Consider the following 16,825-nt stretch of genomic DNA (forward strand, 5'->3'; position numbering starts at 1 on the left):
TCGGTATCCCAAGGCGTGCAACAGCTCACACCCGAATTCCGCTACTGGTGTCGCGAAACCCTTTGATATGCCATCGGCCGGTGGCGCCGGGTAGGTTGCGCTGCATGTTCAAGCGATGGGTTTCTGCGTTCGGCGCGGTGACGACCGCTCTGACCTTGACGGGATGCGGGCTGACCGTGACCAAGGCCGGCCCGGACCCGCTGGCACACCTGGCGCCGCGCAGCACCCCCAACGGCATGGTGTTGGTGTCGCCGGATAACTTCGTGCGGGCCGTCACCGACCAGGAGTTCACCAACGTCGTCAATGAGAACGGTTTCGGTCGGTTCTTCCACATGCGTGAGCTCACCCCGATCGACCGGCAGCTGGTGGTGCGATCCAACCGGGACACCCTGTATTCGGCGGCGGTGTTCGACCTGCAGGCGGCTCCGGTGACGATCACCCTGCCCGACCCCGGTGAGCGGTACATGTCGGCGCAGGTGATCAACCAGGACGAGTACGTCACCGACATGTTCTACGGCAGCGGCGAGCACACCCTCGACCAAGACCACGTCGGCACCCGCTACGTGATGATCACCGTCCGCATCCTGGCCAACCCCAAGGACCCCGATGACCTGCGGGCAGCACACCGCTTGCAGGACCAGATCACCGTGGCCCAGCAGGAGTCCGGAACCTTCGAGGTCCCCCGGTGGGATCCGGTCAGCCAGAAGAAGGTCAGCGACGCGCTGCTGGTGCTGGCCGAGACCATCCCCGACACCCGCGGCATGTTCGGCAGCTTGGCCGACACCGACCCGGTGCGGCACTTGATCGGCGCCGCAGCGGCCTGGGGCGGCAGCCCGGAGACTGAGGCGCTGTACCTGAACGTCACCCCGGCCCGCAACGACGGCAACACGGTGTATCGGCTGACCGTCAAGGACGTCCCGGTGAGTGCCTTCTGGTCGGTCAGTGTCTACAACAAGAACGGCTATTTCACCGAGAATCCGCAGCAGGCCTACTCGGTCAACGACGTCACCACGACGAAGGCCGATGACGGATCGGTGACCATACAGTTCGGCGGCTGCTCGGCTGATGTCGTCAACTGCCTGCCGGTCACGCCGGGATGGAACTACCTGGTCCGGCTCTATCAGCCCGAGCAGGAGATGCTGTCCGGGAAGTGGGCGTTCCCCGAGGCGCAGCCGACGGAGACGGCCGGCGACCGGACCACCCCGACGCCCACGGCATCCGCCCCCGCACCGCCGGCGCGTCCGCCACGCTGACGGCATGGCGGCGGCCCGGCGCCGCCACCGTTAGTCTGCAGATTGTGGTGATCATCAGGCAGTCGCCGGGCTAGGTGACGGCGACACAGCACGCCTACTTCGCGTACGGGTCCAACCTGTGCGCACAGCAGATGGCGCGCCGCTGCCCCGAAGCGTCGGATCCTCGCCCGGCGACGCTGGCCGACCATGACTGGCTGATCAATCAGCGCGGTGTGGCCACCGTCGAGCCGTTTCCCGGATCGCGGGTGCACGGGGTGGTGTGGCGGGTGTCCGATCGCGACTTGGCCGCGCTGGACAGCGCCGAAGGTGTCCCGGTGCGCTACCGCCGCGACCGGCTGACCATCGACACCAGCGACGGTTCGTCGCCGGCGTGGGTCTATATCGATCATCGGGTGCAGACCGGTGCGCCGCGCGACGGTTATCTGGAGCGCATCATCGGCGCGGCCGTCCAGCATGGGCTTCCGCCGGCATGGATCGAGTTTCTGCGGCGCTGGGATCCGATCCAATGGCCGCTGCGCCTTCCGGCCGCCGAAGAAGCCGGACCGCAGTCGCTTTCGGCGTTGCTGGCCGAACCCGACGTCATCGAGGACAGTCGGCTGCGGTCGCGGTTCGGCTTCCTGGCCATTCACGGCGGGGGCTTGGAGCAGATGACCGACGTGATCGCCGAACGCGCCGCCGACGCGGCCGGGGCATCGGTGTATCTGGTGCGGCACCCCGACGGGTATCGGCGGCACCTGCCGTCGACGCGTTATCTCGCCGCGGAGTCCCCGCGGCTCACCGAATTTCTCGACCATGTCGACGTCGTGGTGTCGCTGCACGGCTACGGCCGGATCGCACGCAGTACCCAGCTGCTGGCCGGTGGCCGTAACCGCCGCCTGGCCGAGCACCTCGCCCGCTGCCTGGTGCTGCCCGGTTATCAGGTGATCACCGACCTCGAGGCGATCCCGGTGGGGTTGCGCGGCCTGCATCCGGCGAACCCGGTCAATCAGGTCCGCGGCGGCGGGGCCCAACTGGAACTGTCGCCGCGGGTCCGGGGGATCAGTCCGCGCAGCCAACCGCCCGGCCCGGACGGCCTGTCGCCGGTCACGTCGGCGCTGGTGCGAGGCTTGGTGCTGGCGGCCCAGTCCTGGGATTAGGAGGTAGGTGGTGGTGGACAGGCGGTTTCGCTTCGGTGTCGGCGTGCACGCGATCAGGTCCGCGACCGCGCTGGCCGAGACCGCGCGGCGGCTGGAGGGGTTCGGGTTCGATGTTCTCCACGTGCCCGATCACCTCGGCGCCCCGGCCCCCTTCCCCGCGTTGGTGGCGGCCGCCGCGGCCACCACCAGCATCCGGCTGGGCACGTATGTGCTCAACGCCTGTTTTTACAAGCCGGCCCTGTTGACCCGCGACATCGCCGACACCGACCTGCTGTCCGGCGGTCGGCTGGAGGTCGGCCTGGGCGCCGGGTATGTCCGGGCGGAGTTCGAAGCCGCCGAACTACCGTTCCCGACGGCCGCACGCCGCATCGCCTACCTGGAACACCTCACGACGTATGTGGCGACTCACCAGCCGGACGTGCCCATCCTCATCGCCGGCAGCGGCGACCGACTGCTCACCGTGGCGGCACGGCACGCCGGCATCATCGGACTGACCGGGGCACGGGTGGCCGGCGCGGATGACGCACTGGCGGAGCGCGTGGCCTTCGTCCGCGCCGCCGCCGGCGATCGGTTCGACACGCTGGAACTGAATCTCGCCATCACGGCTGTGCCCACCGATGCCTCCGGGATGCCCGACCTGTCGCTGACTCGCCGATTCGCCCCGACCCTGTCGGATCAGGAACTGCTGGCCATGCCCGCCGTGCTGTCGGGGTCACCGCACGAGATGGCCGACACGCTACGGGAATACCGCCGGCGCTACGGGGTGAGCTACTTCACCGTGCAGCAGCACCACGCCGAAGCCTTCGCGAAGGTCATCGCCGCGCTGCGGTGACCCGGAGTCGCCGCCGAGCGATCCCGCGGCGTCAGCAGGAGCCCGGCCAGCCCGCCAACGCCACGTCGGCCAGCGCGTGCAGATCGGCACGACTGACTCCGCCTCGTGCCTGGATTGCGATGCCCTGACACACCGTGGCGATCCAGCGGGCAAGCAGCAGGGTGTCGACGCCGGACAGCTCGCCGTCGGCCACCGCCGCGTCGAATCGCTGCGCGAGCCGGCGCACCGACGCCTCCCGCATTTCGGCCACTCCCGGGCCGTCGTCGACGGTGAAACAGCCGCGCGGGTTGCCGCTGACGGCGTCGGCCGCCCCGTGGACCACCGCTGCGGCGACGCTGCGGGCGGTCGGCAGCGCGAGCGCCTCGACCAGGTAGCCGCCCGGCCCCGCGACGTACCGCTGCATCGCTCGCTCGTACAGCTGCTCCTTGCAGCCGAACTCCGCGTAGATGCTGCGGCGGTTGACCCCGGTCGCGGCGCTGATGTCGGAGATCGAGACGCCGTCGAAGCCGTGGGCCCAGAACAGCTTCATCGCCTCGTGCTCGACTTGATCGGGGTCGAACTCGCGTGGCCGGCCCACCGCCATCGCGCCCCGCCTCTCTGTGACTCCGACCACACCGGGAATGCATTCGCTTCGGAACGGCCTTGAGCTCATAGTACTAAGTAACACGTCGGTTCGTAATTAGCTGAAAGGCCACGACATGAGCACAGCACCCCTGACGGGACGGCGGGCACTGGTCACCGGAGGTTCCCGCGGCATCGGTGCGGAGACCGTACGGCGATTGACCGCCGACGGCGCCGCGGTGGCGTTCACGTATTCGGCATCGGCGGCCGAGGCCGACAAGGTCGTCGCCGAGGTCACCGCCAACGGCGGAAAGACGGTCGCCATCCAGGCCGACTCCGGCGATCCCGCCCAGGTGGTGGCCGCGGTCGAGCAGGCCGCCACCGAACTCGGCGGGCTGGACGTGCTGGTGAACAACGCCGCCGTCGCGCACGGGGCGCTGGTCGATGACTTTCCGGCCGAGCAGTTCGACCGCCTCGTGGCGGTCAACATCGGCGGAATGTTCTGGGCGACACGGACCGCGGTGAAGCACCTGGGTGAGGGCTCGCGGATCATCAACATCGGCAGCATCAACGCCGATCGGATTCCGACCGCCGGGTTCTCGGTATACGGCATGACCAAGGGCGCGGTGGCGTCGTTCACCAGGGGCCTGGCACGCGAACTCGGACCACGCGGCATCACCGTCAACAACGTGCAACCGGGCCCGATCGACACCGACGCCAACCCCGACAACGGCGGCGCCTTCCCCGAGGGCTTGAAGAAGCTCATGCCGCTCGGCCGCTACGGGCACGTCAACGATGTCGCCGCCATCGTGAGCTTTCTCGCCGGCCCCGAGTCCGGATTCGTCACCGGCGCGAACTGGAACGTCGACGGCGGTTTCACCGTGTAGCCGCCGGGGCCGGAGCTCAGCCTCGACGCCCCGCCGACACCAGCGCCCACACCGAGCAGCCCAGTGCGCCGACCACGCTGACCGCGCCGATGTACAGCCCGTAGCCCGCGGTGATCGGCGCGACGACGTTGAGCCGGTAGAACGCCACGCCCAACGCGACGATGGCCAGTGAGACCACCAGTGCGGCAACCGATGCCAGTCTGCTGAACAGCCCACGGCCGATCATCGCACCGGCCACCAGCAGCACGGCGGCCAGCAGCACGATCAACTGGCCGACGCCGAAGCGGGGCGGCAAGGCGATACTGCCGGCGGTGCCGCCGATCGCGCTGGCACGCCCTCCCCCGTGGGCCGAGGTGGTCAGCCAGGGCAGCCACGCACTGACCGACAGGATCGCAGCAAACAGTGCGACGAGCCAGCCCGGGTGTACGCGAGTCATGTTGTGACACTAGCCCGCATCGACGCGCTCGCCGTGGCCGCGACTGCCCCGGTAACGGGATGGCATGGCGCCCAACCGCTCAAGCCGGCGCGAACACCGTGACGAACTTCTGCAGCGACTCGTTGATGTCGCTCTTCAGCGCGGCGGCCACCAGCATGCCGATCGGCCCGAACAGCGCCGGTCCGCCCAGGTGGACATCGAAGCTGACCTTGGAGCCGTCGCCGGCCGGGGTGACCTTGGCGAGCAGCTTGATCTTGACCCCGCCCTTGCCGTCGCCGTTGAGGGTCATCCCCGTCGGCGGTTTGTAGTTCACGATCGTCCACTTGATCCGGTTGGGCATGCCTTTGACCTCGACGATCGACTCGAGTGTCGTGCCCTTCTCCAGGGTTTCGGGCAGCACGCTGCGCCACACCCGGTGGATGGTCAGCCACTCCTTGTAGCGCGACAAATCCGAGGCGTGCCCCCAGGCCTCCTCGGGAGGAAGTGGGACGTCGATGGAGCCGGAGAGCTTGGCCATGTGATTCTGTTCCCTTCTTGTCCCGGTTATCGCGTGTTCATCGCTGGGTCAGTGTGATCGCTGGGTCATTGTGTTCGTTGCCGACTCTCGCCACAACTTGGGTCGCTCGCCGAGCATGGCGCCGCGCGCCCACCACACCGCCTCGATGGCGACCGCACCGACTGCCCCGACACCGAGTGCCAGCGACGTCAGTGCCACATTGGAGGGATCCAGCAGGAACTTCTCCCGGGCCAGCGGGATCGCGAAGATGCCCACATAGGCCAGGCCACAGCAGATCACCAGCGTCAGCCGCCACCACTGATACGGCCTCGCCACGACGGCCAGCACCCACCCGGCGGTGGTCAGCAGGGTGATCAGGGCCGTGGTGGAGGCCTGGATCTGCTGCACCGATGTGGCTTCACTGCCGCGGTAGGCCAATAGGTATGAGGTGAACGTGGCGATGCCGACCACCAGGCCGGCCGGCAGCGCCCCGCTCATCACTCGCTGTACGAATCCGGGGTTCGCCCGTTCGTTGTTGGGCGCCAGCGACAGGATGAACGCCGGGATGCCGATGGTGAACCAGGCGGCGACGGTGACGTGGATCGGCTGAAACGGGTACAGCAGCGGCTCGGTGCCGAACAGCGCCGAAGCCAACCCGACCAGGCCGACCAGCAGAGCGAGCAGAACCGAATACACCGTCTTGGTCAAGAACAGGTTCGCCACCCGTTCGATGTTGCCGATCACTCGGCGGCCCTCGCCCACCACGTAAGGCAAGGTGGCGAACTTGTTGTCCAGCAATACGATCTGCGCCACCGAGCGTGCCGCCGAGCTCCCCGCGCCCATCGCGACACCGATATCGGCGTCTTTGAGCGCGAGCACATCGTTGACGCCGTCACCGGTCATGGCCACGGTGTGGCCATGGGCCTGCAGGGCGCGCACCATGGCGCGCTTCTGATCCGGGCGAACCCTGCCGAACACGGTGTGCTCGTCCAGCGCGTCGGCCAACCGGTCCGGCTCGGGCGGCAGCTTGCGAGCGTCCACCGCATCCCCGTTCAATCCCAGCTCGCCGGCCACCGCGGCTACCGAGACGGCGTTGTCACCGGAGATCACCTTCACCGAGACCCCCTGCTCGGCAAAATATTCCAACGTGGGCCGGGCATCCGGCCGGATCTTCTGCTCCAGCACCACCAGCGCGGCCGGAGTGACCTGCCCCGGTGCGTCCGGGTGATCGACGGGCAGGTCGCCGATCCCCAGCAACAGCACCCGCAAACCCCTCGCCCCGATCCGCTCGGCCTGTTCGGCCGGCGCCGACGACGGCTCGAGCAGCACGTCCGGAGCCCCGATGATCCAGTTACCGTGTTCGCCGTATGAGACACCGCTCCACTTGGCAGACGACTTGAACGGTTCGAAGGCGTTCGCCACCCAACCCGGCGACGTCGGGAACGCCGCGGCAATGGCCTGCATGCTGGCGTTGGGCCTGGCGTCGTCGGCGGCCAGCGCCGCCAGCGCACGATGCACTGGAAGACCTGCGCCACCGTCGAATTCGATGACCTCCGAGATCTGCATGCCGTTCTCGGTCAGCGTGCCGGTTTTGTCCGTGCAGACGACGTCGACGCGGGCCAGCCCCTCGATCGCCGGCAGTTCCTGCACCAGGCACTGCCGCCGTCCCAGCCGGATCACCCCGACCGCGAATGCCAGCGACGTCATCAGCACCAAGCCCTCGGGAACCATCGGCACCAGCGCCCCGACCATCGCCAGCACCGAGGCCCGCCAGCCCACGTCCGTGGTGAACAACTGCGTGTAGATGATCAGCAGCCCGGCCGGGATGAGCAGATAGGTAATGAACTTCAGAATCTGGTCGATGCCGTTGCGCAGTTCGGATTTCACCAGGGTGAACTTGGTGGCCTCCTCGGCCAGCTTGGCGGCGTAAGCCTCGCCGCCGACCCGGGTAGCCCGGTAGGCGCCGCTGCCGGAGATCACGAAACTGCCCGACATCACGTGGGCACCGATGCTCTTGGCGATCGGCTCGGCTTCACCGGTCAGCAGCGATTCGTCGACCTCCAGATCGGACGCCTCGACGACATCGCCGTCGACGACGATCTGGTCACCGGGACCGAGTTCGATGACGTCGTCGAGCACCACCTCCCTTGGCGGCAGCTCTGCCGTCCCGGATTGCCTGCGCACCACCGGTTTCGCCTGCCCGACAATGGCCAGCTTGTCCAGCGTCTGCTTGGCGCGGATCTCCTGGACCATGCCGATGACACTGTTGAAGACGATCAGCAGTCCGAACAGCCCGTTGATCAGCGAACCGGTGGTGAGCACGATGGCGAACAGCACGCCCAGGATCGCATTGATCCGGGTGAAGACGTTGGCCCGGACGATCTCGTGCAGACTGCGCGCGGCACGCACCGGAATGTCGTTGGTCTGGCCGTCGGCGACCCGCTGGGCGACGTCGTCGTCGCTGAGCCCCGCGGCGGCCCGCGCGACGGTCAAGACCGCCACCACGGCTCGATGTCGCCGGCCGCCGGCCGGATCCGCTCGCCCGGACGCGGGACGGCCACCGCCACCCCGGCCGGCTCGGCAGCGGCCAGCAACCGTTCCACCGGCTCATCCCAGCGATGCGGCGCAAGCCGGAACGTGCACCAGTGGATCGGCACCAGCGTCGCACCGTCGACGTCCAAGTGCGCCCGGACGGCCTCCTCGGGGTTCATGTGCACGTCCGGCCAGGCGGTGTTGTAGGCGCCGATCGGCAACAGGGTCATGTCGAACGGACCGTGGTCGGCGCCGATCTGCCCGAAGCTGCCGGTGTAGCCGGAGTCGCCGCCGAAGTAGACCCGATGATCGGGCCCGGCGATCACCCAGGAGGCCCACAGCGTCATGTTGCGGGTCAAGAACCGGCCGGAGAAGTGGCGGGCCGGCGTGCACACCAACGTGAGTTCGCCCAACGAAACCTGCTCATCCCAATCGAGTTCGACAACCCGGTCAGCGGGAATGCCCCACGCCCGCAGGTGCGCACCGACGCCCAGTGGAACCACGAACGGCGCCCGCTGGCTGCGGGCCAGCGCGGTGACGGTGTCGATGTCGAGATGGTCATAGTGGTCATGGCTGATGACGATCGCATCGACCGCGGGCAGCGCCGACAACTCCACCGGCGGCGGATGCAACCGCTTGGGGCCGACGGCATCCGACGGCGAACAACGCTCACTCCACACTGGATCGGTCAGCACCCGGTAGCCGTCGACCTCGATCAGCGCGGTGGCGTGGCCCAGCCAGGTGACCGTCAGTGGTTCGGCGGCGCCGGCGAAGTCGGGGACCACCAGCGGGACCGGCGCCACCGGCCGGCTCGCGCCGCGGTCGGCGAACAGCTCCCGCAGCATCAGCCGCTGTTGTTCGCGATCCATGTTGACCATCGAGGCACGCTCGATGTTGTGGAAGACCCCGTCGCGGTAATGCCTGGAGCGGCCGGCAACCGCGTCGATGGCGTGCGGTGCGGCACCCAGGGCCCCGGGCGTGCCGCGCAGCGCACGAACGGTCCATCCGCCGGCGGCCAAGGACGCGGTGGCGGCGGCCAGCCGAACCACACCGCGCAACATGTTGCCGAGTCTAGGGCGGTGACCGGCGGTTTCCGGATCCGTGGCGTTTGCGCTCACCGCGGGCTCCGGTCAGGCGCCCTGGAACTTCGGCGGCCGCTTCTCGATGCGGGCCAGCTGCGCCTCGACCACGTCCTGGCTGGCCCAGGCCCGGTCGAACAGTTCCTTGTGCTCCGGCGTCTGTTCCTGGTAGGCGCCGTCATCGTTGAGCACCCGCTTGGCGTGCTGCAGGGCGAGCGGCGCCAGCCCGGCGATCTCCTGCGCCCAGGCCTGCGCGTCGGCAACGGTGCCCAGCCGGTTGGCCATGCCGGTCAGCAGCGCCACGTCGGCGGGCAGCTTCTCCGCGGTGAGCATCATCGCCCGGGCCCGCCCGTAGCCGACCAATGAGGTCAGCCGACGGATGCTCCAGTTGTCCAGTGCCAGGCCGTACTTGGCGACCGGGAACTGGAAGAACGCCTCGGGGGCCACCACCCGCAGGTCGCAGACCATCGCCAGTTGCAGACCGGCACCGATCGCGGCGCCGTTGATCGCGCCGATCACCGGCAGCGGGACGTCGCCGATGCTCTGGTGCAGGGCGCGCAGCTTGTCGGGGTAGTCGGCGGCGAACGCATCGCCGGACAGATCCGCGCCGGCACAGAACACGCTGCCCTGCCCGGTCAGCACGATCGCGCGGACGTCGTGGCTGGCGGCGTCGACGATCGCCTCCCGCAGTTCGGTGACAAGCTGGGAGTTCAGCGCGTTGCGCCGTTCGGGACGTTGCAGCTCGATCGTGGTGACGGCTTCGTCGCGGGTAACACCGATCATGACGCACCAGCCTAATTAGGCTCGTGGTGTGAGCAGGATCGGGGCCGATGAACTACGGGACGCGGTATTGGACCACGGCTCGTTCATCAGCTGGGATGACGAGCCGCTGGCATTGCCGGTCAGCGACGATTACGCCGCCGAACTGGCCGCCGCCCGGGCCGCCACCGGCCGCGACGAGGCGGTCATCACCGGCGAGGGCCGGGTGGGCGGGCGCCGGGTCGCGGTGATCGCCAGCGACTTCGACTTCCTGGCCGGCTCGATCGGGGTGGCGGCCGCCGAGCGGATCACCACCGCGATCGAGCGGGCCACGGCCCAGCGGCTGCCGCTGCTGGCCTCTCCGAGCTCGGGCGGCACCCGGATGCAGGAGGGCACCGTCGCCTTCCTGCAGATGGTCAAGATCGCCGCCGCCATCGAGCTGCACAAACGCGCCCACCTGCCCTACCTGGTCTACCTGCGCCACCCCACCACCGGTGGGGTGTTCGCCTCCTGGGGCTCACTCGGGCACATCACGCTCGCCGAGCCGGGGGCGCTGGTGGGCTTCCTGGGTCCGCGGGTCTACGAACAGCTCTACGGCGCACCGTTCCCGCCTGACATCCAGACCGCCGAGAACCTTCAGGCCCACGGCGTGATCGACGGCGTGATCCCGGTGAAGTGGCTGCGGCGCACCTGCGCCCGGGCGTTGAAGGTGATGCTCGACGAACCCCCGGCGCCACCCGCGAGCCCGGCCTGCGAGCCGATACCCGATCTGCCGGCCTGGGACTCGGTGTGCGCGTCGCGCCGCCCGGATCGGCCCGGCGTCGGTTTTTTGCTGCGACACGGCGCCACCGAACAGGTGTTCTTGTCGGGCACGGGAAGCGCCGAGCGGGGCGCCACCATGCTGCTGGCGCTGGCCCGTTTCGGCGGTCAGCCCGCCGTGGTACTGGGGCAGCGGCGGGGCCCGGACCGGCTCACCGACCCGATCGCGCTGCGCGACGCCCGGCGCGGCATGGCGTTGGCCGACGACTTGCAACTGCCGCTGGTGCTGGCCATCGACACCCCGGGGCCCGCGTTGTCGGTGGATGCCGAGCAGGGCGGGCTGGCAGGCCAGATCGCGGCGTGCCTGGCAGAGCTGGTCACGCTGCGGGTGCCGACGGTGTCGGTGCTGCTCGGTCAGGGCAGCGGCGGGCCCGCGTTGGCGATGGTGCCGGCGGATCGGGTGCTGGCGGCGACGCACGGCTGGCTGGCACCGCTACCCCCGGAGGGCGCCAGCGCCATCGTCTTCCGCGATACCGAGCACGCCCCGGAGCTCTCGGCCGCACAGGGCATCCGCTCGGCGGATCTGAAAGCGCACGGGATCGTCGACGTAATCGTGGCCGAGCGGCCAGATGCCGCCGACGAGCCGATCGACTTCGCCAAACGGATGTCGCGGGCCATCGCCGGGGCACTCGACGCGTTGCGGCGAGTGCCGGCCGAGCAGCGGATGGCAGCCCGCCTACAGCGCTACCGCCGGATCGGGCTGCCGGGCTGAGGGCACTAGCCGGTGATCATCGCCACGGCGATTCCCGCCAGCGCCATTCCCATCACCTGTCGGAGCCGCACCCGCTCCCCCAGTAGGAGGACCGCCAGGATCACGGTGGCAGCCGGGTACAGCGAAATCAGCACGCTGGCCAATGACAACAGTGCGTGCTTCAAGGCGAACAGCATGGTGACGTTGGCGGCAGTGTCGAGCAGCGCGATCAGGAACGCCAGCCGCAGCGGCGTCCCCGTCGGCACCCGTAGATTACGGCTGGTCGCCGCCACCACGATCACCAAGATGGTGGCCGCACCACGTGCGAACAACAACGGCCACAGCCCGGAATCCGACGGAGTGCGATCCAAGAAGACGAAGTTCAGCCCCAAAGCCACCCCCGAGGCGACCGTCAGCCAGAGCACGCCGCGGGTGAGGCCCGGACGGTGGACGCCGTCGTCGCCGGAGTGCCAGCTGATCAACACCACCGCACCCAACGCCACCGCGATGCCCGCACTGGCGAGCATGCCGGGCCGCTCCCCCAGCACCCGTCCGATGCACACCGGCACACTGGCATCCACCACCGCCGCCAGCGGCGAGACCACCGAGATCGGGCCGGCCGCCATCGCCGCGTAGAACCACCAGATACCCAGGGCCTGGCTGAGCCCGCCGAGCGCGCCGAGCATGACGGCGCCCGGCGTGATGTGGCCGCCGCCGATCATCGCGAGCGCTCCCAGCATCACCATCGAGACCGGGGTGGACACCAGCACCACCCGCAGTGCGGCGACCCGGCGCGACGCGACGCCGCCGACGAAGTCGCTGATCCCGAAACTGGTGGCTGACGCCAACGCCAGCCCCTGGGCGGCCGGCGAGCCGATCACCCCGCAACCTTGGCGTCAGATGTGTCCATCACGGCGAGAAGTGTAAGCGCGCAGCGGTGTCCGACCCGCGGCTCTGACCGCCGCCAACAGGGCGTTTGCACGCCGTTTCATTAGAATTCGGCTGCGCTTAAGCCAACGAGCGCCGCCAGGCGTCATGCAAGGCGGCGTAATGCCCCCCGGCACGGATCAGATCGGCCGGTGGCCCGTCTTCGACGACGGTGCCGTCCTCGATCACCAGCACCCGGTCGGCGATCTCGACGGTGGAGAGCCGGTGGGCGATCACCAGCGCGGTCCGCCGGGCCAACACCGTGCGCAGCGCCTGTTGCACCATCCGCTCGCCGGGAATGTCCAGCGCCGAGGTCGCCTCGTCCAGAATCAGCACCGCCGGATCGGCGAGAAACGCTCGCGCGAATGCGACCAGCTGACGCTGGCCCGCCGACAGCCGTCCGCCGCGCTTGGCCACGTCGGTGTCATAGCCGTCCGGCAGGGCGGCGATGAACGCCGCGGCGCCCACGCCGGCCGCGGCGGCGACCACCTCGGCGTCGGTCGCCTCGGGACGGCCGAACCGGATGTTGTCGGCGAGCGTCCCGGAGAACAAGAAGTTCTCCTGGGTCACCATCACCACGTGCCGGCGCAGCTCCGCCTGCGTGAGATCACGCAGGTCGACACCGTCGAGCGTCACCGAGCCCGCTGCCGGGTCGTGGAACCGGGCGATCAGCTTGGCGATGGTGGTCTTGCCCGCACCGGTGCTGCCGACCAGCGCCACCGTCTGGCCGGCCGGGATGCTCAACGACAGTCCGTCCAGCACCGGCGCATCGGCCCGGTAGCCGAAACACACGTCGCGCAAGGCGATCTCGCCGCGCACCTCTGCGAGGGTGACCGGAGCGTCGGGGTCGGCTACTCCGGGTTTCTCGGCGAGCACCGCGGCCAGCTTCTCCAGCGCCGCGGTCGCCGACTGGAAGGTGTTGAGGAATTGGGTGATCTCCTGCATCGGGTCGAAGAACATCCGCAGGTAGAGCAGGAACGCGGTGAACGTCCCGATCGTCATGTGCCCGTGCAGGACTCGCCAGCCGCCGTAGAGCACCACCATCCCGGTGGTGAGGTTGCCGACCAGTTTGACACCGGGCGAGAAGACGGCGACCAGTTTGAACGCCTTCTCATTGACGGCGCGGTAGCGGTCGGCGACTCCGGCGAACAGTTCGGCGTTGCGTACTTCGCGCCGGTAGGCCTGCACCGCCCTGATACCGGTCATGGTCTCGACGAACTGCACGATCACCCGCGCGGCGTGTTCGCGCACCGCGGTATAGGTCTTCGACGACTCGGCCCGAAACCAGCGCAGCAACGCCACCAGCACCGGGAAGGCGCCCAAACACATCAGGCCCAGCCGCCAGTCCAGCACGACCAGCAGCACCGCGGTGCCGGCCAACGTCAGCACGGCACTGACCAGGCTGTCGAACCCGCCCAGCAGCATCTCCTGGATCGCGTCGACGTCGTTGGTCAGCCGGCTGACCACCCGCCCCGAGGTGTAGCGGTCGTGAAAGCCGACGTCGAGGCGCTGGAAGTGCCGGAACACCCGTCGCCGTAGCTCCAGCAGCACCCGCTGGCCGATCTTGCCCGACCACTGCAGGAAAAGCATGCGGCTGCCGGCCTGCACGAGCACCACCGCACCCAGCGCGGCGATGATCGCCGTCAGCACTGCCGTCGAGCCGTCGGCGGCGATGGGCGGGATTCCCCGGTCGATACCGCGCTGCGCCAGAATCGGAACCGCAAGGCGGGCAGCGTTTTCCACCACAACGATCAACGCCAGCAATACGACTGCGACGCGGTAGGGGCGCAGCAGCGACCACAGCAGGCCGCGCGCTGCGGCCCGGCCGGCGACGGCCGTCACCGCCGTGCCCACTCGACGAGGTGCTCGGCGCCGTCATCGAGCTCGTCGTCGGCGGCCAGCAGGTAGCGGTACCGCGGCACCGTCGCCAGCAGTTCGGCATGGGTTCCGACCGCTGTGATCCTGCCGTGCTCCAGCAACGCCACCCGGTCGGCCAGCGCCACGGTCGAGGCCCGGTTGGCGACCACGATCGCGGTGATCGACGGCCGACCGTCGGCGCCGCGCAGCACCCGGCGCAACGCCGCCGTCACGGCGGCCTCGGTGTGCACATCCAGTGCCGACAGGGTGTCGTCGAGCACCAAGACCGCCGGCGCGGCCACCAGGGCCCGCGCCAGCGACAGCCGTTGACGCTGCCCACCCGACAGGCTCATCCCCTGTTCACCGATGCGGGTGTCGAGGCCGCACGGCAGGTCATAAACGAATCCCGCCGACGCCACCTCCAGGGCGCGGGCCAGCTCCGCGTCGGTCGCCTCGGGCCGACCCAGCCGCAGGTTCTCGGCCACCGACATGGAGAACAGCGTGGGGTCGTCGAACGCGGTGATCACCGCCGAACGCAACGCGGCCAGCGTCAGCGAACGGATGTCCCGCCCGCCGATCAGGATCTGCCCCTCATCGGCGTCGTAGAGCCGCGACAGCAGCATCGCCAGCACCGACTTGCCGGATCCGGTGGCGCCCACCAGCGCGATGGTCTCGCCGGCTTCGACGGTGAGATCGACCCCGCGCAGCACCCACGAGCCGTCGGGACCCGAATCGCCGAAGCGGAACCCGACATCGCGCAGCTCCAGTCGCCCGGACGGCGGCACCGGATCGTCGCCGTCGGTGATCTCGATCGGCGCGTCGAAGATCTCGGTGACCCGGTCGGCCGCGGTCATCGCCTCCTGGGTGGCCGACAGCAGAAAGCCCAACGACGACACCGGCCAGACCAGCGACAGCATCAAGGTGATGAAGGCGACCAGGGTGCCCATCGTGACCTGGTGGTGTCCGGCCGCGTACGCACCGACCGCCAGCACCACGATCAGCGTGAGGTTGGGGATCACCTCCAGCAGCGTCCAGAACTTCGACGTCACCACCACCTTGTCGACGCCCAGGTCGCGCAGCCTCTCGGCCTGCGCGTCGAACCGGGCGAACACGTGGTCCTCGCGGCCGAACGCCTTGATCGTGCGCAGCCCCACCGCCGATTCCTCGACATCGGTGGCCAGCTGGCCCGCCTGGTCCTGCGCCCGCCGCGACAGCCGGGTGTATTGGCGCCGGAAGTGCTGCACCGTCAGCGTCACCGGCACCATCGACACGCAGGCGAGCATGCCCAGCGGCCAGTACAGCAGCAGCAGGATGGTCGTCACCGCGACGATCTGCAACGTGTTGAGCACCAGGAACACCAGAACGAATGCCAGAAACCGGCGGATGGTGGCCAGGTCGTTCATGATCCGCGACAGCAGCTGCCCGGACTGCCAGCGCCCGTGGAAGGTCATCGGCAGGATTTGCAGCCGGGCGTAGAGGTCCTTGCGAAGGTCGGCTTCGACGCCCATGGTGGCGTGCGCGACCAGCCAGCGCCGCACGAACCACAGCACCGCCTCCCCGACCCCGAGCGCGGTGGCCGCCGTCCCGAGCACCCACAGTCCCGGCTGGTCGCGGTGGGCAACCGGCCCGTCGATGACGGCCTTGGTGACCAGCGGGATCGTCACGGTGGCAGCCAGACCCACGACGGCCACCGTGACCATGGTGATCCACCTCGCCCGGTAGGGCCGCAGGTACGGCGCCAAGCTGCGCAACGCGGACGCCGGCTTCACCCAATCGACCTTAGATCGAAGGCGGCGACCCGCGGCGCATCCCTCGCTTGATGGCAATGTTCAGGCAAAATGGCGGCCATGAACAATCCCGCCAACGCTGCCGCCGCCCCCCGGGTACTGGTGGTCGACGACGACTCCGATGTGCTCGCCTCGCTGGAGCGCGGACTGCGACTGTCCGGATTCGAAGTGGCGACGGCGGCCGACGGCGCCGAAGCGTTGCGCAGCGCCAAGGAGACCCGCCCGGACGCCATCGTGCTCGACATCAACATGCCGGTGCTCGACGGCGTCAGCGTGGTGACGGCACTGCGGGCGATGGGCGATGACGTGCCCGTCTGCGTGCTGTCCGCGCGCAGTTCGGTCGACGACCGCGTCGCCGGGCTGGAGGCCGGCGCCGACGACTACCTGGTCAAGCCCTTCGTGCTCGCCGAGCTGGTGGCCCGGGTACGGGCGATGCTGCGGCGGCGCGGGTCGGCCGCCAGCTCGTCGTCGGAGACCATCACCGTCGGCCCGCTGGAGGTCGACATCCCGGGCCGGCGCGCCCGAGTCAAGGGTGTCGACGTGGACCTGACCAAACGCGAGTTCGACCTGTTGGCCGTGCTCGCCGAGCACAAGACCGCGGTGCTCTCCCGCGCCCAGCTTCTCGAGCTGGTGTGGGGCTATGACTTCGCCGCCGACACCAACGTCGTGGACGTGTTCATCGGCTATCTGCGGCGCAAGCTGGAAGCCGGCGGCGCGCCACGGCTGCTGCACACCGTGCGCGGGGTCGGATTCGTCCTGCGCACGCAGTGAGG

General features: G+C 69.2%; 15 protein-coding genes. 6 read left to right on the forward strand and 9 right to left on the reverse strand.

Features of this window, described 5'->3' with window-relative positions; all coding sequences use genetic code 11:
* The first annotated feature begins 245 nt into the window (after nucleotides 1-245).
* From ACAG20_RS12850 to ACAG20_RS12860, 3 genes are all read left to right on the forward strand, one after another.
* Complete coding sequence (locus tag ACAG20_RS12850; RefSeq protein ID WP_370492958.1) at nucleotides 246-1,253, forward strand: DUF1254 domain-containing protein; 1,008 nt, start codon at nucleotides 246-248, stop codon at nucleotides 1,251-1,253.
* Between the two features lie 74 nt (nucleotides 1,254-1,327).
* The gene (locus tag ACAG20_RS12855) at nucleotides 1,328-2,389 is read left to right on the forward strand and encodes a poly-gamma-glutamate hydrolase family protein (protein ID WP_112683426.1); all 1,062 of its coding nucleotides are present in this window, start codon (nucleotides 1,328-1,330) and stop codon (nucleotides 2,387-2,389) included.
* Nucleotides 2,390-2,396: 7 nt separating this feature from the next.
* Nucleotides 2,397-3,221 (forward strand): TIGR03621 family F420-dependent LLM class oxidoreductase, encoded by an 825-nt coding sequence (locus ACAG20_RS12860; RefSeq protein WP_205868779.1) that lies wholly within the window; start codon nucleotides 2,397-2,399, stop codon nucleotides 3,219-3,221.
* 31 nt (nucleotides 3,222-3,252) lie between these two features.
* Here the strand turns inward: ACAG20_RS12860 and ACAG20_RS12865 are convergent, their stop codons facing one another.
* Entirely contained in the window at nucleotides 3,253-3,804 is a 552-nt protein-coding gene (locus ACAG20_RS12865) for a TetR/AcrR family transcriptional regulator (RefSeq protein WP_112683427.1), read from the reverse strand.
* Nucleotides 3,805-3,919: 115 nt separating this feature from the next.
* Here ACAG20_RS12865 and ACAG20_RS12870 point away from each other — a divergent pair, with 115 nt between their 5' ends.
* On the forward strand, nucleotides 3,920-4,669 hold the full coding sequence (locus ACAG20_RS12870; RefSeq protein WP_112683428.1) for a 3-oxoacyl-ACP reductase family protein: 750 nt from the start codon (nucleotides 3,920-3,922) through the stop codon (nucleotides 4,667-4,669).
* Nucleotides 4,670-4,685: 16 nt separating this feature from the next.
* Here ACAG20_RS12870 and ACAG20_RS12875 read toward each other — a convergent pair whose 3' ends face one another.
* From ACAG20_RS12875 to ACAG20_RS12895, 5 genes are all read right to left on the reverse strand, one after another.
* Nucleotides 4,686-5,105, reverse strand: a complete 420-nt coding sequence (locus ACAG20_RS12875; protein ID WP_112683429.1) for a hypothetical protein — start codon at nucleotides 5,103-5,105, stop codon at nucleotides 4,686-4,688.
* A 79-nt stretch (nucleotides 5,106-5,184) separates the two neighbouring features.
* Entirely contained in the window at nucleotides 5,185-5,622 is a 438-nt protein-coding gene (locus ACAG20_RS12880) for an SRPBCC family protein (protein ID WP_112683430.1), read from the reverse strand.
* 48 nt (nucleotides 5,623-5,670) lie between these two features.
* On the reverse strand, nucleotides 5,671-8,094 hold the full coding sequence (locus tag ACAG20_RS12885; protein WP_370492959.1) for an HAD-IC family P-type ATPase: 2,424 nt from the start codon (nucleotides 8,092-8,094) through the stop codon (nucleotides 5,671-5,673).
* Nucleotides 8,091-9,194: an MBL fold metallo-hydrolase gene (locus tag ACAG20_RS12890; protein WP_370492802.1), complete on the reverse strand. Its 1,104-nt coding sequence runs from the start codon at nucleotides 9,192-9,194 to the stop codon at nucleotides 8,091-8,093. The genes ACAG20_RS12885 and ACAG20_RS12890 overlap by 4 nt, the downstream gene beginning before the upstream one ends.
* A gap of 69 nt (nucleotides 9,195-9,263) precedes the next feature.
* On the reverse strand, nucleotides 9,264-9,995 hold the full coding sequence (locus tag ACAG20_RS12895; RefSeq protein WP_370492803.1) for an enoyl-CoA hydratase: 732 nt from the start codon (nucleotides 9,993-9,995) through the stop codon (nucleotides 9,264-9,266).
* A gap of 28 nt (nucleotides 9,996-10,023) precedes the next feature.
* Between ACAG20_RS12895 and ACAG20_RS12900 the strand changes: the two genes are divergently transcribed.
* Nucleotides 10,024-11,502 (forward strand): carboxyl transferase domain-containing protein, encoded by a 1,479-nt coding sequence (locus ACAG20_RS12900; RefSeq protein WP_370492804.1) that lies wholly within the window; start codon nucleotides 10,024-10,026, stop codon nucleotides 11,500-11,502.
* Nucleotides 11,503-11,507: 5 nt separating this feature from the next.
* On the opposite strand, the gene ACAG20_RS12905 is transcribed toward ACAG20_RS12900, so the two are convergent.
* The 3 genes from ACAG20_RS12905 to ACAG20_RS12915 form a co-directional block, all read right to left on the reverse strand.
* Nucleotides 11,508-12,362 (reverse strand): EamA family transporter, encoded by an 855-nt coding sequence (locus ACAG20_RS12905; protein WP_370492805.1) that lies wholly within the window; start codon nucleotides 12,360-12,362, stop codon nucleotides 11,508-11,510.
* Between the two features lie 127 nt (nucleotides 12,363-12,489).
* Entirely contained in the window at nucleotides 12,490-14,250 is a 1,761-nt protein-coding gene (locus ACAG20_RS12910; RefSeq protein WP_370492806.1) for an ABC transporter ATP-binding protein, read from the reverse strand.
* Nucleotides 14,247-15,965, reverse strand: coding sequence for an ABC transporter ATP-binding protein (locus tag ACAG20_RS12915; RefSeq protein ID WP_370492960.1), 1,719 nt, complete (start codon nucleotides 15,963-15,965; stop codon nucleotides 14,247-14,249). Before ACAG20_RS12915 ends, ACAG20_RS12910 begins: the two co-directional genes overlap by 4 nt.
* Nucleotides 15,966-16,112: 147 nt before the next feature.
* Here ACAG20_RS12915 and prrA point away from each other — a divergent pair, with 147 nt between their 5' ends.
* Nucleotides 16,113-16,823 carry a two-component system response regulator PrrA gene (gene prrA / locus ACAG20_RS12920; RefSeq protein WP_112683467.1) on the forward strand — a complete coding sequence of 237 codons (711 nt, stop codon included), beginning with the start codon at nucleotides 16,113-16,115 and terminating at the stop codon, nucleotides 16,821-16,823.
* The last annotated feature ends 2 nt before the right edge of the window (nucleotides 16,824-16,825 follow it).

This window comes from Mycobacterium sp. pW045 (assembly GCF_041287085.1).
GTDB classification, from domain to species: domain Bacteria; phylum Actinomycetota; class Actinomycetes; order Mycobacteriales; family Mycobacteriaceae; genus Mycobacterium; species Mycobacterium algericum_A.